Annotated in this window: 14 protein-coding genes; 8 read left to right on the forward strand and 6 right to left on the reverse strand. The window is 40.8% G+C overall.

Annotated features, from left to right (window positions below; all coding sequences use genetic code 11):
- Positions 1-3: 3 nt before the first annotated feature.
- Entirely contained in the window at positions 4-3027 is a 3024-nt protein-coding gene (locus BN3769_RS06305; RefSeq protein WP_068468717.1) for an alpha/beta hydrolase family protein, read from the reverse strand.
- Between the two features lie 249 nt (positions 3028-3276).
- Between BN3769_RS06305 and BN3769_RS06310 the strand changes: the two genes are divergently transcribed.
- Positions 3277-4560 carry an alkaline phosphatase family protein gene (locus tag BN3769_RS06310; protein ID WP_068468719.1) on the forward strand — a complete coding sequence of 428 codons (1284 nt, stop codon included), beginning with the start codon at positions 3277-3279 and terminating at the stop codon, positions 4558-4560.
- A 1-nt stretch (position 4561) separates the two neighbouring features.
- Here BN3769_RS06310 and BN3769_RS06315 read toward each other — a convergent pair whose 3' ends face one another.
- The 3 genes from BN3769_RS06315 to BN3769_RS06325 form a co-directional block, all read right to left on the reverse strand.
- Positions 4562-5455 (reverse strand): phosphatase PAP2 family protein, encoded by an 894-nt coding sequence (locus BN3769_RS06315; protein ID WP_068468721.1) that lies wholly within the window; start codon positions 5453-5455, stop codon positions 4562-4564.
- Between the two features lie 93 nt (positions 5456-5548).
- Entirely contained in the window at positions 5549-5731 is a 183-nt protein-coding gene (locus BN3769_RS06320; protein WP_068468723.1) for a hypothetical protein, read from the reverse strand.
- A 193-nt stretch (positions 5732-5924) separates the two neighbouring features.
- On the reverse strand, positions 5925-7712 hold the full coding sequence (locus BN3769_RS06325) for an SWIM zinc finger family protein (RefSeq protein WP_154017841.1): 1788 nt from the start codon (positions 7710-7712) through the stop codon (positions 5925-5927).
- A gap of 491 nt (positions 7713-8203) precedes the next feature.
- On the opposite strand from BN3769_RS06325, the gene BN3769_RS06330 reads away from it, so the two are divergent.
- Positions 8204-9184 (forward strand): ankyrin repeat domain-containing protein, encoded by a 981-nt coding sequence (locus BN3769_RS06330; RefSeq protein ID WP_068468727.1) that lies wholly within the window; start codon positions 8204-8206, stop codon positions 9182-9184.
- Positions 9185-9512: 328 nt separating this feature from the next.
- On the opposite strand, the gene BN3769_RS06335 is transcribed toward BN3769_RS06330, so the two are convergent.
- Entirely contained in the window at positions 9513-10622 is a 1110-nt protein-coding gene (locus tag BN3769_RS06335) for a hypothetical protein (protein ID WP_068468730.1), read from the reverse strand.
- 239 nt (positions 10623-10861) lie between these two features.
- Here BN3769_RS06335 and mbfA point away from each other — a divergent pair, with 239 nt between their 5' ends.
- The 5 genes from mbfA to BN3769_RS06360 all read left to right on the forward strand — a co-directional run bounded on the left by mbfA (position 10862) and on the right by BN3769_RS06360 (position 17930).
- Positions 10862-11818 carry an iron exporter MbfA gene (mbfA, locus tag BN3769_RS06340; protein ID WP_068468732.1) on the forward strand — a complete coding sequence of 319 codons (957 nt, stop codon included), beginning with the start codon at positions 10862-10864 and terminating at the stop codon, positions 11816-11818.
- Between the two features lie 210 nt (positions 11819-12028).
- Positions 12029-13000 carry a DMT family transporter gene (locus tag BN3769_RS06345; RefSeq protein ID WP_079989438.1) on the forward strand — a complete coding sequence of 324 codons (972 nt, stop codon included), beginning with the start codon at positions 12029-12031 and terminating at the stop codon, positions 12998-13000.
- A gap of 204 nt (positions 13001-13204) precedes the next feature.
- Complete coding sequence (locus BN3769_RS06350) at positions 13205-15181, forward strand: inositol phosphate phosphatase SopB (RefSeq protein ID WP_068468734.1); 1977 nt, start codon at positions 13205-13207, stop codon at positions 15179-15181.
- Between the two features lie 276 nt (positions 15182-15457).
- The gene (locus BN3769_RS06355; RefSeq protein ID WP_228840635.1) at positions 15458-17293 is read left to right on the forward strand and encodes an ABC transporter ATP-binding protein; all 1836 of its coding nucleotides are present in this window, start codon (positions 15458-15460) and stop codon (positions 17291-17293) included.
- A 124-nt stretch (positions 17294-17417) separates the two neighbouring features.
- Positions 17418-17930: an HIT family protein gene (locus BN3769_RS06360; protein ID WP_068468735.1), complete on the forward strand. Its 513-nt coding sequence runs from the start codon at positions 17418-17420 to the stop codon at positions 17928-17930.
- A 263-nt stretch (positions 17931-18193) separates the two neighbouring features.
- On the opposite strand, the gene BN3769_RS06365 is transcribed toward BN3769_RS06360, so the two are convergent.
- On the reverse strand, positions 18194-20716 hold the full coding sequence (locus tag BN3769_RS06365) for a phosphatidylserine decarboxylase (protein ID WP_068468737.1): 2523 nt from the start codon (positions 20714-20716) through the stop codon (positions 18194-18196).
- Between the two features lie 371 nt (positions 20717-21087).
- Between BN3769_RS06365 and BN3769_RS06370 the strand changes: the two genes are divergently transcribed.
- Positions 21088-22188: a hypothetical protein gene (locus BN3769_RS06370; protein ID WP_068468739.1), complete on the forward strand. Its 1101-nt coding sequence runs from the start codon at positions 21088-21090 to the stop codon at positions 22186-22188.
- The last annotated feature ends 205 nt before the right edge of the window (positions 22189-22393 follow it).

Raw genomic sequence — 22393 nt, forward strand, 5'->3', positions numbered from 1 at the left:
ATTTTAGACAAAAATATATCCCCGCAGGCCACTCCCCTTTAAGAAACCATCCATTTGCTGACGGCCTGTATACACTTCATCTCTAAAGGGAAAGAAGGCCAAGATATTTTCTTTACCGAAATCGGGATAATCGGGAAACCATTTTTCTGCCATTTTAGATATTAGCCCCCGAACCGCTTCACTATCTCTTAAATCGGAAATCTTTCCCATGCGATCAATAATTTCTTCCACACAGCCTTTAAAGGGATTGAGGCCACGCTCTTTTATATAATCGGCATAATGAGATTCATATTGCTGCAATTGCGCTTCAATAAAATCAGCATCTATCGTAACAACCCCTCCACCTTTGGCATAGACCCAAGAATCGCCATGAAACCCCTCCATTCCCATAATGGAGACTTGATGCCCTTTACCGGCCTTGGTCATTGCCTGGTAATTGTTATAAATTTCCTTGTCCAATTTCATAAGTGAGTCATTTCGAGTAAAAAGCAATCCGACTTTTCCCTCGACCTTGCTGATTTCTTTGCTGGTTTCCCAGGCAGGAGCAATGATCTTGGCTGCTAAATGAGCGAGATTTTCTACTTGGCTATGTGCCCATTGAAGCAAATTTTTCTTTATTTTAAGCAATTCTGCCTTTATGGGAGCTTGCTCTTCTGTTTTAATAGCTTCTGCTTTTTTCTCTAAGTTGCCTACAAACCCGTTAATTGTCGATTCGGTTTGTTCTGCAACGATCTCCTTGAAATCGGCATAAGTTTGGTCCAAAAACAAATTCATTTTAGGATGCTTGGCCGCCAAATATGTCGCTGGACCGCCGCTCATGCATAAGGCTTTGCATAATAGCTTTTCATCAGGGACAGGATGATGCTTTTGAATATGATTATAGACTGCTTCCATATTCTTTTTAAAAGTCTCGCCGCTTGGAACTCCCTTGCTTTCCCCATAGCCGGCAAAATTAAATCCCATGACATCCATGCCGCGCATCAGATAGGCAAGCATTTCCCGCTTATGCATTTCATAGACACCCGCATTACCGCTGCTCAGGATAACCGTTCCCCCACTGGATTTTTTGTCCAAGTCAATGTCTTTATACTCATAACTGTCTGCTAATTGAATTCCTTGTTCGGCGAATTTATCATAGTCCTGCATATCTTCTTGCGGAAAAAAGTAGACCTTTTCTCCTAATTGATACTTTGTAAAACCGGCTTCTGCAATTCCCATTTCCTCTAATGTTTTGGCAGCAGAAGGGCTTTTTAAAGCAGAAGAGGGAAAGCCAAATCCCGTTGAAGTTTTTTCGGTCAATGGCTCTTCTTTAAACTGATAATTAATGTCTTCAGTTGTCAGTGCATAATGAATATTTTCATCTTTATACCACTCGTCAAGTTCATCCATATCTTTCTGTTGAAAAATAAAAACATCTCCCCTTTCATCAGCCGCGGTAATTATCCATCCATTTTGGATTAAAGGGTCTAAGGCACCTAGAATAGAATCGATCTGATCTTCTGGAAGTTTAAATCCCGAAAGGGCTTCCGTTCCTCCCTCTCTGACATATTTAACCAGCTTGGCGTTCGTTCCTTCTAAAGCTGCCTTTATTGTCTGGACTTGATCTGCCGCTAAATTTCCGTCGGAATTTAAAACGGTGTCCACTCTGCTCAATGCCTCTAAATCTTTGTGTTGGAAAATGAAAACGTCTCCATTTTCATCCGAATCGGTAATCACCCATCCATTGCTCGTTAAGGGATCTAATGACTCGCGAAGGGCATCGACTTGACCTTGCTGAACTTTAAATCCAGAAAGGACCTCTTTCCCTTCTTCTCCTTTATCCCTGGTATATCTAACCACGGCAGCCTGTGCGCCTTTCAACGCCTCCTTCATTGTCTGGATCTGATCGGGTAATAAATTTCCCTGGGAATTTAAGGCAGCTTCAAAATTATTGGACCTAACAACCGCTATTTGCCCGCCTGCTTCTTTCAATTTGGCTCTAAATTTATCCGCCGATAAATACATGCCATCCAAAGTCGAGTTAGTCGATTCATCAATAATTGTAGCGGGCTCCCCTCCTATAGCCTGCATCTGGGCCCGTGTCTTGACGCCTGCTTGCTTGCCTTTTTCCATCCCCTCAATTTTGCTTTTAATTTCCACTCTCTTAGACGCTATCGTATCTAATTCCTTTTGTATGTCTTGCAACGGCTCCTTGATTTTCTCCGCATGGGCTAATTCCATCTCTCGCCTTTTCTCTAGCACGCCTGTTTGCTCCTTAAATAGGAGGTCAAATTCCTTACCTAAACTTTCTGTCTCGCTCGGCGTTAAATTACCTGATAGTAAGCGACTTGAAATTTTGTCTATTTCCTCTTGCATTCTATCATTCTCTGCACTCAATTTCCTATATTCTCGATTCTTGCTTAATCCGTTTTGGAGGGCTTCCTTCTTCTCTTCTAATTTTTTCTCTTTGCTATCAAATAAGGCCAATTGTTTATCATAATGCGCTCGTTTACTTACGCCTACTTCTGTCCATCCATGATAAATTTGCGAGCGAACCTTATCCATTAATTTACCCACAAAACTAGTGACAAATTTTTCAAAAATTTTCTGCATATCCCCTTTAAAAGACGATTGCTCCTTAAAAATCGAGACCGCAACGCCCTCTAATTGAACGGAATCCAGCCGCTTATCCAAGGCCTCCAGCATCGATTTTGCTTTCATTAAGGCCTTCTGCTCTTCCTTCTTTTCAGTCGGCTGCATGATCACTTTTACTTTATTCTCAATTCGTGCAGAAATTTCCTTATTCAATTCTCTTAGCTCTGACTTGATCTGCCCTCTCAACTGCGCCTTTTGTGCCTCTACCCCTTCTAATTTAGCTGTGTCTCCGATATGCCCCATTAATGTTTCAATTTTCTCGGTTAATTCCTTATCGAGGCTATTCAACCCCAAGCGGCCTTTCTCTAAAATAGGTGAGGATACGCCCGTCGGAGAGGGAGCAGAAGAGGTATAATCTCGCACAATAGATTGAAGATTATTTTGAATAGACATAGTTTCACTTTTTAATTTAATTATAAATAACGCGAACACTATTAATTTCATTATATCAAAAACTAAAATACTGTTAATATTTTTAAAATAAAATTTTAATTTATTAAATTAATAAAGAATTTAAGATAAATTCAAATAGAGGAATTTGCTTTAAAATCAGGAAGAACTCATAGTCGAAAAAGACGGGGCACAGCCAAGCTTGTCTCTGTTTTTTGAGATAGAAGGGGGACTCTAAAGAATAAAGGCGGTATGTTTAATAAAGCCTCTTTTGAAGCAGTTAAGACAGCCTCTTTCGAGGAGCGTTTTTGCCGGCCTCTTTACGAAAGCTATTGTTTTGCTCGGATTCCAGAAACAATTAAAGGCCTTTTTTTAGGACATCTGCCCGGCCAAGGCCTTCCTTGTGACGTTCTTTCGGATACATGCCGCACTTATCAACGCGTGATGGTATTATTTATTGATGGCTTTGGATGGCGTTTTTTAGGCAAATATATCGATCAGCTTCCTTTTTTGAAAAGATTTAAAGAGCGAGGCATCATTTCCAAGCTGACGTCGCAATTTCCCTCCACAACCGTTGCCCATCTCACTTGCATGCATACGGGGCTGCCTGTTGGACAAAGCGGCTTATATGAATGGTACTATTATGAGCCTCTAGTCGATGCCATTATTTCTCCTTTTCGCTTTTCCTTTGCCGGAGACTCGCGAGAATTGTCATTGGAACAAACAGGCCTGGCCTATCAGCAGTTTTTTCCTAGCAAGACTTTATATACGCATCTTCAATCATTCGGCATTCCGTCTTATCTTTTTTATCATAATGCTTATGCCTTTTCCCCTTACTCTCAAACAACAGGCCGAGGAGCTGGTATCATTCCTTACAGCTCGTTTTCAGATGCCTTAAATAAATGCGCAGAATTGCTTAAGCAGCAATCGAGAGGGTATTTCTTCTTATATCTATCCGACATTGATACCAAGAGCCATCAATATGGCCCCGATTCTAAAGAAGTGGATCAAGAAATTGAATCGTATTTTACAGAATTGGAAAAGACTTTCAGTCATCATCCAGCCTTTCTAGATCCTCAAACGGCGATTGTATTGATGGCTGATCATGGACAGACGAACACGTCTCCTCAGCAAACTTTTTATCTTAACCTGCAACTGCCGCAAATCAAGGAAGCCATTCAGGCAAATAAACAAGGAAAGCTGCTTGTACCCGCAGGATCGCCGCGCGATTTATTTCTGCATATTAAAGAAGAACAGTTTGAAGATACTTACGCTTTATTGGAGCAAGCCCTAGAAGGAAAAGCAAAGGTATACAGCACTCAAGCGCTAATAAAAGCTAAGCTACTTGGTCCTTCGCCTCTTTCCTCAGCCTTTTTAAATCGGGTAGGCAATCTGGTCATCCTGCCTTATGAAGGCCAGTCTGTTTTTTGGTACGAGCAGGACCGCTTTGAACACCGCTTTTACGGCAATCATGGGGGATTGACGCGGGAAGAAATGGAAACCGTTTTTCTTTTTATGGAAGGCTCGACCATTTGAATCAATCATTCGGAATAGCCTGGATAGCCGCCTGCCCGATTTTTTCTCCCAATGCCTTTCCCACTTGATCATCGATGGGAAAATGCAACCCGCACCAGATGCGCGACCAACCGGCCTCATGAGCCAAATCAGACCAAAGCGATTGAGCTTGAGGAAAAAAATAGGCGAGAATGACTCGTGAAGTAGAAGCAATAGTGGAATGCCCGGAGGGATAGCTGGGATGATTGGGTACTGCAATGAACGTCTTCAATTGATTATCCAACATAGAAGGACGCTTGACCCAATAGGTGTACTTTGAATCAAAGGCCGCAATTGTTGCATCCTCAATGCCCATGGCAAGAGTAGCCCTGACAAGCAGCATTTGAGCAAGCGGAATATGCTGGTTCCACATATAATCATTGGCAATCTTAAGCCAATCGCCGCTTTGCGAAGCACCTTTTCGGCTGATTCCTGCCCAAAAATAGACGAGCCTTTTCTTATCCTCGCCGGCGGTATCGCATGCTAATTTGACAGCCTGCACTTGGTCTTGCCAGAACAAATTGTCATCAGGCGGAGCGGCAAGGCGGAATTGATCTCCCGCCAGCAAAATCCACGGCTTCCAAGAGCCGATCTCTAATCCCCAAAAGGGCTCTTTTCCCGCCCAATAGCGCTCTCCCTTTTTAATCGGATAAGGACGGCTGTTTCTTAAATCTTCTTGTAATCGCGCCTTTATCTTGGCTATGACAATATCAGCCAAGGTCTCAGAATAGATATCTTTTTCCGCTTCATTTTGCTCTTGTCCCGGCTGTAAAAAAGGAAAAAAAAGCGCTAAAGTTTTTCTAGATATCGGATCAAACGAGCCTTCTAAACGCTTTTTTAATCGATAGGACAAGCAAGCGACTTCCCGCTGTGCCACGCAAAGATAAGCTTCGATGCGGGACGCCTGTTCTTCGGCCTTATTTTGATAAATAAAATGAAACGTTTCCTTATCCCATCGGCTTAGCTCATTTCAGCTCATTTCTCTGGGAGATTCCAGGTGGGCAAGCAAGGACAGGTCTGCCTTCGTATAAGTAAAATAGGGCGAGTAAAGAAAAGCGCCCTCCCCCTTCTCTGCAATCAGGCTCTCTTCAAGGAAACAAGATAAACACGAGATCAATAGAATAATAAGGGTAGGCTTGAATCTTACCGTCATAGGCTTCTCCGATTGAGAGCTTGTTGTCGAAACTCATAATGCAATTAGCAATTTGAAAACAAGCCCTGAGAGAGGGGGATTAAAGCCCATCATAACCTATATTTGAAGTTATTTTCCCCTAAGAGAGACCATCAAATAAGGAATCTTATTGCCTATAGGCCATTCATGCTTTCGACGATAGTCTTACAACCTTTCAAAATAAAAGGCCAGCGCGTTGAATTTCATCCTTTAAAGCCTTAAGCCGGCGAAAAGCCTGCATAAAGGTTTTAAAATAAATTTCCCAGCCCTCTTCTTGTTGAAGATCTTTATAAATAGAGCGTATCAACTTAAGATAGTCGCACGCTTTTTGATAGTTCTCCCGATTGCGCTCTTCGACAAGCTCTTGCACGGCATCCTGATAGATCTTAAGCGCTATCAGAGGATGCTTATGTCGCGCTTCGGATGCCAAACGCAAAGCCAATAGCGTATAATGGATATCTTTGAAAAGCCCTTGTCCCCTTAACAGGTGTTGGTTAAAAACATCGATTGCCCGAACGAGGTCCTTTTCATCTAAGTAAATTTCAAGAAGAAGAAGGGAATAGTGGAGATCGCTTAAATGCTCTAGGATTTCTTGGCGTACGCGTGTCCATTGTTCAAGTGGTTCAGCCAGATCTCGGACGTCTTGATAATAGCTGAACTGCGGAGAAGCATAAAAAACTTTTAATGCATACTTCAGTGCCTGTTCTTGTTTTTCGTTTTCCTGATAAAATTTTTTTAGCCAACGAAGAGATTGAAAATCCGATCTTTCCTTCAAGAAATCTAGGACCAATTGCTCAGCCATCTCCTTTTGTCCATGTGTCAGAAAAATATTAGCAATGGACAGCGTTTGAGACAGGTATTCCCGTTGCTTTGCCGCTCGCAGTGCCTCTTCTGGCATCTTTAAAGCCAATAAGCTATCTACCAATTTCTGCACCTGGCCTGTCTGACGATAATGGCTTAAATATACCTCGGGCTCCAATTTATCCCTTTGCAGATCAATCAAAAAATCCTCTAGACCGCTTTCCTCTCCTTCTCGGTCGGAAGATGGCTGATACGCAGCTTGAATGGCATGAATCCAAGAGATCACCCGTTCGCGCTCGGATGAATTGGCGCGCTCTAAAATCACGCGCTTAGCCTCTTCTGCCCCAATAGCATAGTCGCGATAGAGTTGTTCCTCAATCAACCTAAAAAGAACCTGAAGTCCTCTCAAGCGCATAGGATGGGATTCCGGCAATTCCTTCAAAGCCTTCTCTAAGCTTTGCACGCTTCCCTTAACTTCTTTAGCTAGGCTTCCCCATGGATCGCCATGCTCATCGAGGTAATTTAAAATGTGCTGGATAAGAACTTGATTAACCCGCACGCCTTCTTCTATCGCTCCCTCCTCCACTAGCTGATCTGCATCTGAGCGAATTTTTTCCAGCGCAAACGCTATCTCGATCAAGCCCCCTTCATCTGAATGATACCAGGGAAACTCCGAAACGCGGAAAGCTTCTTCAATCCGCCGAAAGTACTTTGCTAAGCGAGGAGAGCGGCTGCTCTTCAAATTTTGGTGAAAGGCTTGAATGATCTCGGGAGATCCTTCGACTTTGTCTTCTAATAAGTCGATAAGCTCCAATAAAGCCGAAGCGTCATACTCTTCTAAATCGGCTTTTAATCCCTTCCATTGAGGAAAAAGCTCTGGCATTTCCAGCCAAGACAATAAGAGGGCGGCCACATGCTTGCATTTGCCTGTGCCTCCTATCGGACAGGAGCAATAGCTTTGCTGAATGCCCTGCGCATCCATAATTACTTCAACTCGATAAGGATCAAACTCATGTCCCTGGCAAAAAGCAGATAAAATCTGATTTTTTAACTTCCCCTGGCTGATCGCTTTGTTCGTCGCATAGCTCTCGCCTCTTTGAAAACTGGAAAAGCCCACATAATTTTGAATAAATTCGCGATTGAGAATAAATTTTTTAGCCAATGAATTCCTCATTAATACCTGGCCTTTGAGAGACAATCTCTAAAATTAATTAATGGGAGAAAAGACAAGCGAATGAAATGCAAATCAAAAAAAGCATTAGAATAGAATTACAATAAATCCCTTTATATCTCTATTATAACACATTTTAAATTATAGTTTAATTGTTTACTCAAACACTTTAATAAAATAAATCAATTATCATTAAGATATTAAATAGTTTTTTTGATTACTATTAGTTATTATTAAATATGATATAATAAGATTAGAGGATAGGCTAATTTTAAATCTTTAAGTTACAAAAACTTGAAAAAACGAAAGTTCTTAACAAATTGAATTTATTTTCTTTAATTATAGTTTTTATAATATCAAGCACTTTGTTTAATTAAAAGATTTTGATTCTAAGTCACCAATAAAATAGGCTTTTTTCTCTCAAAAAAAATAAGAATTCTAATTCTAGCACCTGTGCTTGATTAAGGTTCTTCGGAGAGGATATGACAGACAATAAAAAAAACTCGAAAAATTTTAATTTAAAGAACTTAATTTTAAATATAATTAGTTGTGGATTTTATAATTATCTTCATGGCAATCAATTACGTTCTGGTTTAGAAAATGCTGTGCGAGAATCAGATTTGGATCAGGTAATTTTTTTTCTAGAAGAAGGAGCTGAGGCAAATGACTTACCGATACTAAAAACAGCCATATTTAAGAATAATAAATTAATTATTGAATTACTATTAAGTCATGGGGGAAAGGCTGATATTAGTCCTCCACTTATGGATAAATATGACGGAAAATATCACACTTTTTCTGAGACACATAAAACTTATCCATTATTAGAAATTGCGATTGAAAATGAAGACATTTTAACTATAAGTTTACTGCTAAAATATGGTTTAAAAGCTTGCGAAGGTTTATTTCAAGCCCTTAAAACTAGAAATATCAAAGTTATTAGCTTGTTAATTGATAAAACTACTAACGAAAAAAAAATTATACATATATTCAAAAGATTCTTTTTTGAGTCAAATACGAAATTTAACTTCTTTTATGATAAATTAAACATTGAAGAACACTTAATCTGGGATAAAATTCTTCTCTTGACTGCTATTTACATGAAAGATATAGATGGAATTAATTTGATATTGACAAATTATCAACCTGATAATGATGTTTTATTTGATTCTGTAAAAGATAGTAATTATAAGATGTTTTGTCTTTTGTTAAACTGTTTTTTAAGTGAAGATTGTGATGTTGATTTGAATTTAATTCGAGATGATCAACAAAAAACATTGTTACATGAAATAGCCATTAATGGAACTAAAGAGCAAGCTGTTTTTTTGTTAAATAAGAGCAATTTAAAAGTAATCGATATAAATGCTATAGATAAAGAAGGCCATACTCCACTTTATTATGCTTTAGCTAATCAAAATCAATCTGTTGCTCATTTTTTAGAAAGTATTGGTGCTAATTTGTGATACTGAATACTATTGGAAAATATTTTTAACACAATTTCAAAATTTATCTCATACGCGCGATCAAAAGTGCCTTCTAAATTCGGAATTGGGGAATAGCATTCAAGGTCTCAAGAAAACCTAAAATGACCTTTTTAAATGCATCAAACTCCTCATAATAAGTAAATAACCACTTCTTTTTCCATTTCCACAGACGTTCAATTGATGAAGATTTGAGCTATAAAAGGATGTATTAAAACCCATAATAGCCTATCTATATTTCTCCCTAAGATACTCTTGCTCCCTATGCCCTATATAGGGCGCAAGAGTACTTAGGGAAAAGAACTCGAATCTAAGGCCGAGAAGCAAATGTCTGTTTAAGGCGTTGAAGCTCCTCTTCAAAGGAAATAGGAACATCATCTATATCCAGATGTTGGAAATCTGTCCCTCTTTGCTTGGCCTCGCGAGCGCCGGCTGGATTGATCATTCCAAGCGATTTGACTCTTGTGACAGAGTAGCCATGCTGCTCAAGTTGTTCGAGTTTGTGACGATTATTGGATAGGCAAATGATATCGCGGCTAGACTGCAACCAATCAAGTACAATGGAAGTCAGCTGATAACCGGCTTTTTGATTTCCCAATCGCGCGTCAGCAAGCACGCCTAGAGATTCATATCCCTCTTTGATTGAGCAATCAAAGAGCTGTTCGGCTGTATTCTCTCCCAGCTGTCTAAGTAAAGCGCGATTATAAAGATCATAGACGAATTCCTGTTCTGTCAGCCCGCTCCCCATTCCGCTTTGAGAATCCAAATGCATTAAAATCAATCCAGGTCCTGATTGAGCTGGAAGATGCCTACCCTCTTGCAGGATAAATTGGGATTGCGTCCATTTCTCAAAGTCTTCTCCTCCTTTTAAATCTGGCAGTTGAACGGGATTTAGGTGAGCTGCCAGCTCACGTATGCTTGCCCATTGATAACAACAATTGCATCTTTGCGATCCAAATAGAAAAGAGGGAATGCAGGCGGATTCGGAGCGTAAAATGATTCGGCCTTCATAAATATTTCCCACCAGTCCAACATTGACCGTCTCTTGCCCCAAGCAGGGATGATAGACGCTGCAAGCCAGATGACGCGTAATATAAGGCTTGCCTGTTAGCGGAGAAGAGCAAAAAAGCGTGGCGCCTCTGTTAGCAACAATCAACGCTTGAGAGGAGGGATGAAAAGAGGCTTCAAAGATTTCTAGTAGATCGATCTTAGCCTGACTCTGTTTCAAGCAAGGTCCAAAGTAGGCCACAATCTCTTTCAAAATCTCTCGGTTAGCAATCGAACAGATCCCCCCTGTTTGATTTCCATAAAGAGATAATACGTTGGCATATATCCTTTGCTGCTGCTGTACTCTTTGAATAAAGCGGTTCATATTATCTTGAATGGACCAAGAATGTGAAGAAGAGAAGACTTCTTGCATATCACGTCTCAATTTAAAATTGATTTCTTATACAAAGAGAAAGCCATGTTTTCGCAAGAGAATTTCCTTGTCAATAAAAACTCTAAGAGGGTTTTTAAACCGCTAATAACTAAAGTCGCGTTTTTAATCCTATCTCCTTCTAGAGGTTTTAACACCCTACGTGCATTTAAAAATGGAATAAAAAAAACTCAAAATATAATTTAAATTTAATTAATCAGCCTAATGAGGTCTTTCCATCTATGAAAGATTTAGATCAACTTAACGAGCAAGAAATCCTAGCTTTGGCCATTTCCCTAGAAGAAGAAGACGAGCATTTCTATTCAGACTTAAGTGCAGCTATCCGGCCAGATTTTTCTGCTTCAGCGACTATGTTTGATGAAATGGGAAAGGAAGAATCCAACCATCGCCACAGATTAATTGATTTATACCGTAAAAAGTTCGGCGAGCACATTCCCTTTATTCGCCGCCAAGACGTAAGAGGCTTTATCCAACGTAAATCTATCTGGCTATATCAACCCATTAACTTGGAAAAAATTCGCAAACAAATTGGCGCGATGGAAGCAGAAACAATGCAATTTTATAAGAAAGCTGCAGACCGCATGCAAGATGCAAGTATTCGTCAACTACTAGATGATTTAGCGCAGGCGGAACGCGGACATATCCAACTCGCCGAAGATCTAGAACATAAAAATATTAACGATAATGTTAAGGCTCAAGAATTAGAATCTCAACGCAGGCTCTTTTTACTGCAAATTGTTCAACCCGGTCTGGCCGGTTTAATGGATGGATCTGTTTCCACATTAGCTCCCCTTTTCGCAGCCGCCTTCGCTACCCATAATAGTTGGACAACTTTTGTGGTTGGCTTGGCCGCCTCGGTAGGAGCAGGCATTAGCATGGGCTTTGCAGAAGCGCTTTCTGATGATGGCGCTCTGACTGGCAGAGGCCATCCTTTATTGCGTGGCAGCATTTGCGGATTGATGACTGCTTTAGGAGGGATCGGTCACACGCTTCCCTTTCTCATTCCCAATTTTATGGTCGCCCTCCTCATTTCGATCACAGTCGTTTTAATAGAGCTTTTGGCCATTTCATGGGTACGCCACCGCTATATGGATACTCCAACGCTCTACGCTCTCGTACAAGTTCTGCTAGGTGGCCTTTTAGTTTTTCTCTCCGGTATTATTATTGGCAGTTCCTAGGGCCTGTTGTCAATTAGGCAATAGCCCAGCTTTGAAGTTATTTTCTTAGATGGAAAAGAATTGAAATAGGATTTACTGCTAATGATACACCCTCAATTTGTCTTCTTCTTCCAAATAAAAACTCAATCTATTGATTATAAATCATTAATATTCTTGATTAAATTAGCTTATTTAATTAGGCTTGTAAGCCTCTTAATCTCTTAAGCAACTATGTTTAAAGGTATCACTCTCGTTTTAGGGGCTTGCTTGGTCTGGGGACTCATCTTTGTCATTCCCGGACTTTTAGAAGGATTCAGTCCCCTTGAAGTCGCACTAGGACGCTATTCATGCTTAGGCCTTATCTCCTTGTTTTTTATGCTTTCGCAAGGTCTTAAAAAATGGTTATCTTTTCCAGGAGCTATATGGAGCCAAGCGTTCATTTGTTCCCTAGTTGTCAACGTCCTATATTATATCTCTTTAGTCTTAGGCTTGCGCTATGCAAGCGCTCCTGTTACAGCCCTGATCTTAGGCTTAAGCCCCATTACGCTTGCTTTTTATGGAAATTGGAAACAAAAGGAATGCGCTTTTCGAGCCTTGATTTTTCCAACTTTCTTAATTGGATTAGGTCTTCTTTTGGTCAATTTGCAAGCCTTTCATGCCCATCCTTCCTCTTCTTTCAGCGACTACCTCTTTGGAATAAGCTGCTGCCTTTTTTCCCTAATCGCCTGGAATTGGTATATTGTCTCAAATGCTCAATTTCTTAAAGCCAACCCATCCCTGTCTTCTAGCGATTGGTCAACTCTAATCGGCGTAAGCACATTGGGCTGGGTCCTCTTATTGGGACTATTCATTTTTTTTATGATGCCTACCGAGCAAATGGCAAAATATGCCATTCTAGACGACAATTTAAAACGCTTTTTTCTTGGTAGTTTTATCTTAGGCTTGGTCTGCTCCTGGATAGGTTCCTACTTATGGAATCGAGGAAGCCTCTTTCTGCCCGTTTCGCTAGCCGGCCAATTGACCATTTTTGAGACCATTTTTGGCCTTATCTTTGTCTATTTCTTAGAGCACCGGCTCCCTAGCGCCCTAGATCTACTAGGCATTTTCACTCTTTTAACCGGAGTCGCTATCAGTATGCACGTATTCAACCGCTCGCACGCTTCTATTCATTCCCCAACAGGTTCCCTTTCCCATTCTCAATAACAACGCCTTTAATTGTTTGAATAATCCCATTTTACACAGCTTTCAAAACTTATTAATCAAATAATTACAAATTATAATTAAAATTGATTTTATAGTTAAATTTAATGCTAAAGATCGATAATTTTGATATAATATAGTTATAGATTTTATAAAATAAAACAAAGCCATTTATACAAATAATTAATTTTTAATAATAGGCGTGATATGGATGCTCATACAATAGACGCTTCATCGATTGTCCCTACTCCCATGGATACGCATAGTGTCGATGTTGCATTGGACCGCGTTAACAATTTTCTAGGACATGCCTTCGCCATGGTTGGGCATTTAGAGAAGCAAAATGTGCCCGAGCAGGTAGAAGTAGGAGAAAAGACGGCTTATTCCATTGCCAAGATTTATGCTGAAGCGCGAGTAAATATTGAAACGATAGGCGCACGGATAAAAGAGCAGGAGTATATGAAGGGCGGCTCCGCTCTTACTAAGAAAGAGATTAAAAATCTAGCCAAGCTGATGAAAAAAGCGGAAAAGGAGATCACGAAGGAAATCTGGAAAGCGCAAATTAAAGTAGCAGCTCAAATTGGTTCCGAGGGGACAGATGGAGTGAGCAATGAAAAGGTGCGCAGCAGGATTAAAATTTTGGCCAAGGGCGGCTGGAAAGCTAAAATGATCAGATTGTTTGTTCTTACTTCTAAAACCAATCAACAAGCCATTAATGGATTTAAGAACGCCCAGCTCATCTTAGATGCGGCCAGTAAGCGGGATATCGGCAGTGCTAAAGCAGAGGAATCGCAAATTCAACAGGATAGACGAGTAGAATTTGAAGACTTTCAGAAGGGAGAGGGGTTAAAACGACGCGCAGGCATTATTGGATTGAACGGCATTTATCGGGTTCAAGTGACCTTTTCGGATAAGCAGATTCACAAACAGCTAAAGTCTTATATCGCCCAAGAGCTCAGCCAAACGGAACGGACGACTCTTACTAAGGACATATCGATTGAAGGAGAGAACAAGACAGTCAAAAGCACCTTGATTCCCTTGAATAAGGAATTCGATCAGATACTCAACCTAGGTATCCGAATATTCGAAAAAATATTTGGCGCGAAAGGTGGCGTATCTAGCGTAAACCGTCAGGAACCTCATTTGGTGAATGGCTGGGACTCTCGCTTAGAAAATGAAAAAGGCGAAACGATTTATGAAAGCTTAAGGCACGGCATTACATCTGATAAATTTGAGGGAAATGCCGAAATACGCAAAAAGAACTCCCGCCAAGCGGCAGGCGAGCTCTTAAAAGCAGCTGTGCTTAAGGAAATTGCTTCGCGCGGATTAACGTTAACGCAAGCCCAACAGCAAGGCATCAAACTTAATTTTAATTCTGTCAGCTTGGTCACTCCAGACGATTTGCGCGCATTTGCCCATGGAAAGTCTAGCGAAAAAGGCATGCTGCTCGATCAAGTCGAGGCCTTGCATAGCTTTGAAGATGAAAATGGGAAACCAATTGACTTTGATCTAGGCGATGGGATCAAAATTCCCCTTCAGCTGAATGTCAATACGTTTAACTTTGGGGTCAATGCTGGAGCCGTAGATTGGGAATTGGGAACAATTAACCAATACAAGCAAAACCTCAAAGCTTTAAAAGGGCTGCAGAAACAAGTGGAACAGCTTAAAGAGCATATTTCCGATGAAGGTGATAAAGCCAATTTGGATTCACTAATGAAGGATATCAATGCCTTAATGAAGGATCGAAAGGCCTATCTCAGCGGAGATAATCAATATGAAGTCGGTGCAAAGATCGTCAATGTCACCAATTTAATGGACCGCATTGTGAAAAAGGAAAAGGGCAAAGGCACTGATTTGGAGAAAATGGGCTTCAAGAGCGCCTTCAATTGCATGAGTGGTAAAGACCGAACGGGAGTGATGGACTGCATTGCTAAAACTTATGCAACGATGGCGGATATAAACGGCACATTTCCTACAACGGAAGAGCTTAGGGATAATCAGCAAATCCGCGCCCAATTCCAAAAGATTGTCGTCCCTCTCCTCTTGCAATCAGGCAGTTTGGAAATCACTTATACGAATACCGGAGCCATAGGCTATAAAGTGACCAAACATGCCCTTATTGGCGGAATGTCACCCGATCATTTTTTGGATATAATTGGCCTATCCAAAACAACATCTAGCTAAAAAGTTAGCCAGCCGGATTTATTTCATTTTATAGGCTCGAGATAAAAAACCCTTCTCTATCTCGAGCCTTCTTCGAAGGCTAAAACTCATATAGCGTAGATTCAAATGCCTTCTTCTAGAGAGAAAGTAATCTCGAATCGAGGCGATGGATTCGACACCAGTCTCTCATTAGCCTATTCGGATTTATTTGATGATTTCATGTTAAATGATTAAAATAGAGCACGATTGATTTAATTTAACGGGATTAAAAATATATTTTAAGTTAAAGTGTGCTAAATGGTGAACGAGAGACCTATGCATCACTTAAATCTACCTAAAACGCTCTTGGCCTTCTTTTGGCATTTTCTTAAAAAATATTGGATATGGCTGGTTATTATTCAATTATTCAGCTTCGCTTGGTCGCTCGACCACACGCTGTGGCCCTATGTGATCATGAAGATCATCGATACAATTACAAATTTTGCCGGAGACAAAGCTGAAGCATGGCATGCATTAGCCACGCCTATTATCATGGGGATCAGTTTATGGCTAACTGTTGAAATTTCTTTCCGCCTCTCGGGCATCTTGACAGCTTATATCATTCCTCGCATTGAGGCAGATATACGCATGAATATGTTCGAATATGTCATTCATCATTCCCAGCAGTATTTTAGCTCACGCATGGCCGGAGCCATTGCCAATAAAATTTCTGACATGCCCCAAAGCATGACGCGTCTGCTGCAACAACTCATGCATTTGTTTCTGCCCGTTGGATTGGCACTCATTATTTCTACCACTTTGTTTGCTTTTATCAGTCCCCTATTCGCCTTAATTTTGCTAACTTGGATCGTCATCCATATGGGGATTTGCCTGGCTTTTGCAAGAAAATGCGATGATTATTCCAATATTCATGCGGAATCGCGCAGCATTTTATCCGGCAAAATTGTCGACAGCTTAGCAAATAATGCCAATATCCGCATCTTTGCCAGGAGCCGTTTTGAATCTCGTTATCTCTCGCTCTTTCAAAAAGACGAATTGAAAAAACATTGGCAATCGCTGTGGTATATAGAAAAGATGAAGATTGCGCTTGGAATAGCGAATTTCTTAGGCGCCTGCATCGCCCTTAACTGGTATATGCTTTATAGCTGGCAGCAAGGCCATTTATCCGCTGGAGAAGTGGTGTTTATCTTCAATACGACTTGGAATATTACCATGATGGCCTGGATTGCCGGACTTGAGCTTCCCCAGCTTTTCAAGGAAATCGGCATATGCCGCCAAGCCTTGACCATTATTCAAGATTCTCACGATATTACAGACGCCCCAAATGCCAAACCGCTAAAGGTTCCGCAAGGAGAAATCGTCTTCGACCATGTCACCTTCCGCTATCAAAAGCATCAAAACCTCTTTCAAGAAAAGAACATCGTCTTGCATGCAGGTGAAAAAGTCGGATTGGTTGGTTTCTCGGGATCGGGTAAAACAAGCTTTGTCAATTTGATTCTGCGCAATTACGATATCGAAAAAGGCCGCATCCTCATTGACGGCCAAGACATTGCTAAAGTAACTCAGGATTCTTTGCGCGAGCAAATTTCGATTATTCCCCAAGATCCCTCGCTTTTCCACCGCACGCTGATGGAAAACATCCGTTACGGACGCTTAGATGCAACGGATGAAGAAGTCATCGAAGCCTCTAAAAGGGCCCATTGCCATGAATTTATTGAAAAGATGCCGGATAAATATCACACCCTAGTCGGTGAAAGGGGCACGCGTCTGTCCGGAGGACAACGCCAACGTGTCGCTATTGCCCGTGCCATCTTAAAAAATGCCCCTATTTTAATTTTAGACGAAGCAACCTCCGCACTCGATTCTGTGACGGAAAAAGATATCCAAGAAGGTCTAGATATTCTCATGAAGGGCCATACCACGCTTGTCATCGCCCATCGCCTATCCACTCTATCCGGCATGGACCGCATTTTGGTATTTAAAGACGGCAAAATTATCGAAGACGGCACCCATGAAGAGCTCTTGCAAGCGAATGGCCATTACGCTCAAATGTGGGAAATGCAAGCCGGCGGATTTTTACCAGAAAAACCGGGCGAAGGCGAAGAAGAAGCAGAGGAAGAAGAGTCGTTTTGAAAGAACATGTCTCTCCGAACCGATCGCCTTATTCTCATTGTTTTCAATGAGATTAATTGCAGTTTTTTATTTATTTAAATAAAATTACCTCTCCTTTCTTCACTTCAACTAGGAGAGTAATCAAATGTCTACTATTTCTTCCGTTCAAAATTGCCCATTTTGCGTCGATAATCCTCGCGGACTGCAAATCATTCATAATCAAGTGTTATTTCAAACTCATAATTGGACGGTTGTTTTTGACCATAAGCCGATGACAAAGGGGCATTTGATCGCTCTTCCTACCCTCCATCACGATACGCGCTTTGATTTAACTCGAGAAGAAACAGCGGACTTTTATGAAGTTCAACAACGCATCCAACGGATTTATAGACATGTATTTGGACATGACGCTTGTTTGTTCTACGACAAGAATAGGCTAGGAATTCCTCATTTCCAAATCCATGTCATGCCTGCAACGTCAATATGGCAGCTGATCTGGCTTCAAGTGAAGTTGTTTTTTAGATCCTTCCCCATTCCCGTATGGACGCTTAGCCCTCAGCGTTTGCAAGAGCTTAGACAAGAATTCACTGTTCCTGAAATGCAAGAAGGCTATTCCCCTCTTCATTGCTGCGAAGAACATTCTACAGCAGAGACTTAATTTGATCGATAGCCAAGAAGGCCGTCTGATTGGTCGGTAAAATAGCCATTTAAGATGGGTTTTATTTAAACTGCAGAGCCTACAAAGAAATAGAACGCTTTTTATTTCTTTGTAGGCTCTGCAGTTTTAAAGCTACATAATTAAAGAAATATTTCCGCAAACGGGTGCTATTCTTTGCTTTATTGGCTAATGATGGAAAAGCAAATCTTAACTTGAGTTTGGAGCTTTTTATTCTGAAGTTAAAAGCCGGCTATTCTGTGGAATTAAATGGGATCGGGCTCAAGTTGCTTCAATTCTTCTACTTCTTTCATGGGCAGCCCCAACTCCTCTGCCAAATTTACTTGACTTTGAATGATCGTTAAACGCTTTTCTAATACGGCATAGACTCTTTTTTTTAAGTTTGCTTCTTCAAATGTCAAAGGGTGGCCGCTCCACAATTTTTGTAAAAACTCTACCGACTCTTGATAAAAATCAAGCTTTGCCAAGACTTTATCCGGCACTTTCTCTCGGCTGATATGTAAACCCGGAATTTGCTGGACAATTTCTGCAGCAGATAAATTCCCTTGAAATAAAACCGGGAAGCTTTTTTCCAAGGCATCGAGTAAGGCAATTTCTTTTTTGACTAAAATAGGATCTCCCATATTGGCTTTCAGCTCGATCTCTGCGCGCTCTCTTCCGGCTCCATACACAGCAGCCTTTTTATAGCGCTCAATGGCATGCATGCAGCTAAAATCGGTGGGAAGATAATAAGAAATAACTGTTGATCCATTGATTGGAAATCCATCCAGCTTCCTGCCTTGCCTTTCTCCTATTCTTAACTTTTCCAGGCCGTCTTTGGTCGTCTTATTGTCAGCTGCTTGAAATATTCCATCGGCTTGATAGCGATCTCTACCAAACTGCATATCTCCTTGCCGTTCTCCTTGTTTTTTGAGGGTCGTATTCGGATCTACATCAACGCGATTGACTCCTGTCGCTCCAATAAAAACATGCAAAGAAAAGCTGCCATCCACGTGCTCTAATAGCATCACCTTCCGATCATTTTGGGCGAGAATACGCGATTGATTTTGAATAACAGGAGTAGAGACAGATGCATTTGTGCCATAAATATCTATTGTCGATTGGGAAGGTCTTCCCAATAATGTTTCCTGCTGCGTAAAGACATCTTTCAATTGTGCAAAAACCTCCAGCTCTTGCTCCATTTCGATTTTCTCGGCAGGTGTGAGATAATTCGCTTGGGTTAAATAAGCCTGTCTGTCTAATAGACGTTTTTCAAGGAGCTTGACAGCTTCCAAATTGCTAAGCGGTTTGCCATTTACAGGGGCCACATAATTGTGAATGTCGGCCGGCGCCAGACGCTGAATAACCTGAACAGCCCCTTCACTTTTTAAAGCCCGGTACATGCCTGCCAATAATTCATGCTGAGCCTGCTTAAAAAGAGTCCGGGTATTGGATTTTTTTAAAATGGATTGCTTGAGCTTCATGGCCGCTTCTTCTTTCAGATCAGCCGTTTGCAGCCTATCTAGCTGACCATTCAGCTCGCTTCTTTGTTGATCGGTCAGCCTGGTAGGCAGCATGCTGTCATTGGCTTCTCTCCCCAATAAGTTTTTTATACTGAATTTATATTTCTCTGCATAATAAGTAGGATCATCGCGTTTTAATTGAGCTTGACCGACCGCTTCTTGGTTCAAAGCCTTTCCTGTTAGCTCTTGAAGCTCGTCAAACTGATCGGATGAGAGTTCTTTAAAGCGCAAGCGGGCATCTGCATTGCTAATGACGATGCGGCTTGCCTCTGTTGCCCCATACATCGCTTCAAGCTTTCTTTCTTTGCTAATGACTTTGCCTAAATACGCTTCGCGGGCTTCGGGAGTAAGATCGCGCTTAAACCAATCATTGACAGTCTTGTATTCATAAACGGATTGGCCGAATAGATAGCGGGGGCCTCGATAATAAAATTGCTCTGTCTTGACGCCTTCTATCGTGCTGACTTTTTTTGATAAAACCTCAATAGATTGAATTCCCATTTTTCGAGAAAAACGGGCAATTTGATCTAACGTTTTACCAAAAAAATAAGGCTGATTATAAAAAATCCCCAACACACGCGTTAAAAAGCGATAAAATCCCTTCAGTAGACTAGCGCCAACCAAATGACGCCTTGTCAACTTTTGCATAATCTTAGCCGTACTTGTATACTCAGCGGCAAAAACATCCGATAACTCCCGCTGTACATCCGACAAGGTATTCAATTGCCTAGGGCCCAAAGCCCTTAATTTGTCTGTTGCTTGCTTCATTTTGGAATAAGGAACAAGCGGCACTGTTCCCTCCTTCCAAGGCATTTCGCCGGTTGGAACGGGCTTGATAGGCAAAGGCGGATGTTCAGGATATTTTTTTATGAAAACATCCAGCGCATCTAAAAGATCGGCACGCTGCACCCACGCTCGAGAAGAAGGATCAAATTCAATCTCCCGAAATTTACTCTCTAATAACTGATAGATATAAGCGCGCTCAGGACCATTAAAGTCATAATCCACAATTAATTGGTACAAGTCTTTAAATTGGACAGCACTGGATAAGGGCTTATTGATTAAAGCTGTGATTTTAATTAATAAATCAGCAGGCCCCTTCGCTTGATCAAGCGATGAGGAACGATCCGCTTCTGCTTCTTGAGTCAATATACGTTGAGCAATTTTTTCAAGCCCTTGCCCATTCAATTCAGTCGATGGAATAGAATGGCTAGAGTCAAAAGAAGAAGATAAGCCAATTTTAAGAGGAGAATGAAAAGGAATCATATCAAACTTATCTTTAATAATGTTATTTATATTATAACAAAACACAAAATTCAATTAATCATTTAAATAAAAAAAATAACATCTAAGCTTATATATATAATAAAGACCGTGTAAATATTTATTATAACTTTTTACTCTATTAAGAGCGTATATTAAAGCTCAAATTTGACTGACCAAAGGTAAAAAGACTCCAAGCTCAGGTTGTTAGGGATCGATAGGCATATAGAGACCTGACACAGGCAAATTTCTCTGGATTCTGAATCCTTCAAGTTTTATTTTTAAGAAGGCATCTCTTATGCGTATTCCCTGTAATTTTTTGGCAAATGAGGAATTTTCATGGTTGAATAGAAGGAACAACCAAAGGAGTGATCATGAAAAGCGTGGTTTTTTTTCTAAGAACAGTCATGTGTTTATTTATCTTGCAAAGCAGTCTTTATGCTGAGGTTGTTGATTTTGGTGATCGGCAGGAATTCATATTAGATACTCATACCACAACTTTTAATCAAAAAGACTTTTCCGATTTTAAAAAATGGCTGCTTGCTTTAAATCCTTCGATACAAAAAAAAACACTCATGAGCGCTACTATACTTGCCGTCTTTTATCCACAAAGCCCTTCTATTACGTGGGCAAAAGCCAAAATGCCTTCAAAAGAATTCTCCTCTCTTCTAAATAGTCCTGTATTAACCCCTTCGGCTACCATCACCCCAGTTATGGGCAATTATAATTACATGCCCAATTATGCCTTCTGGGTTGACTTTGCCAATGCAAAGAGCTTTGGAGGAGGATTTCGCTCGAGAGGGAATGTACAAGAAGAGCGCATGTTCATGGAATTTCCCCAGCTTGCCCAACTGGCTTACGCAAAGAGAAATAATCCCCTTCTTCCAGTCAACAAACAAGGCGATCCGGAACCTTTCTTAATTTTCCAATTAGTCAGACGATTTGATATTTCTCAAGTTCCCTATGGCAAGAGCCTGGATAAAGCAAGTACGAGTCAAGTGCTTAATGGAATTGTCCAATTGCCACAGCCTTATCCCCTCGCTCATATTATTGGACTGGCCGCCAAAGATTGGTCAAAGATTCCTGCGAATTGGAGATCTTATTCAACGGATGATCTGCGCGACCTTCTTAAAGCCGCTCTTCTGGGCGATTTAGGAGCCGTCAACTATCAGCTCGAGAATGGACTCGCCACCCCAGAAATTCATAGCGGGCTATGGGGAGCAGGCGCGTTTAAAAACAGTGTGAAAATGATAACCGCCATTCAAATCTTAGCAGCCTATATGGCTCAGATGAAAAAAGGAGCGGTCATTACCAGCATTAACTTATTTTTGCATGGTATTGATCCCTCTTTAATTGCCTTAATTCAACAAGAGATTTTATTGAATCTGCAACAGGGAAAGACGCCTAACGATTTGCTGCAAATGTATCATGATCGGCAAGAAGAGGATCCATCATGGGCTCCCCAGCTTACTTAGAGGGTAAAAAGGGCATACTCTTAAGATGCTTTAAAATTAATCAGGGCCTTCAAACTTTCCTAAGAGAGGATTAAAATCCAATGCTAGCCCTATTCGTTTTTCTCCTTTAGGATGTGTTTCCTAAGAAGGGACATTGCCTAATTGACAACGCGCCCTAAAGGCAATAATTTCGAATATAAGCCAGATGCGTTTAGATCAGCCTAGT

This window comes from Candidatus Protochlamydia phocaeensis (assembly GCF_001545115.1).
In the GTDB taxonomy this organism is placed as follows: Bacteria; Chlamydiota; Chlamydiia; order Chlamydiales; family Parachlamydiaceae; genus Protochlamydia_A; species Protochlamydia_A phocaeensis.

Coding starts and splice junctions, on each gene's coding strand:
- BN3769_RS06305 (WP_068468717.1), bottom strand. CDS start 3,027: ATGTCTATTCAAAATAATCTTCAATCTATTGTGCGAGATTATACCTCT.
- BN3769_RS06310 (WP_068468719.1), top strand. CDS start 3,277: ATGTTTAATAAAGCCTCTTTTGAAGCAGTTAAGACAGCCTCTTTCGAG.
- BN3769_RS06320 (WP_068468723.1), bottom strand. CDS start 5,731: ATGACGGTAAGATTCAAGCCTACCCTTATTATTCTATTGATCTCGTGT.
- BN3769_RS06330 (WP_068468727.1), top strand. CDS start 8,204: ATGACAGACAATAAAAAAAACTCGAAAAATTTTAATTTAAAGAACTTA.
- BN3769_RS06335 (WP_068468730.1), bottom strand. CDS start 10,622: ATGCAAGAAGTCTTCTCTTCTTCACATTCTTGGTCCATTCAAGATAAT.
- mbfA (WP_068468732.1), top strand. CDS start 10,862: ATGAAAGATTTAGATCAACTTAACGAGCAAGAAATCCTAGCTTTGGCC.
- BN3769_RS06345 (WP_079989438.1), top strand. CDS start 12,029: ATGTTTAAAGGTATCACTCTCGTTTTAGGGGCTTGCTTGGTCTGGGGA.
- BN3769_RS06350 (WP_068468734.1), top strand. CDS start 13,205: ATGGATGCTCATACAATAGACGCTTCATCGATTGTCCCTACTCCCATG.
- BN3769_RS06355 (WP_228840635.1), top strand. CDS start 15,458: ATGGTGAACGAGAGACCTATGCATCACTTAAATCTACCTAAAACGCTC.
- BN3769_RS06360 (WP_068468735.1), top strand. CDS start 17,418: ATGTCTACTATTTCTTCCGTTCAAAATTGCCCATTTTGCGTCGATAAT.
- BN3769_RS06365 (WP_068468737.1), bottom strand. CDS start 20,716: ATGATTCCTTTTCATTCTCCTCTTAAAATTGGCTTATCTTCTTCTTTT.
- BN3769_RS06370 (WP_068468739.1), top strand. CDS start 21,088: ATGAAAAGCGTGGTTTTTTTTCTAAGAACAGTCATGTGTTTATTTATC.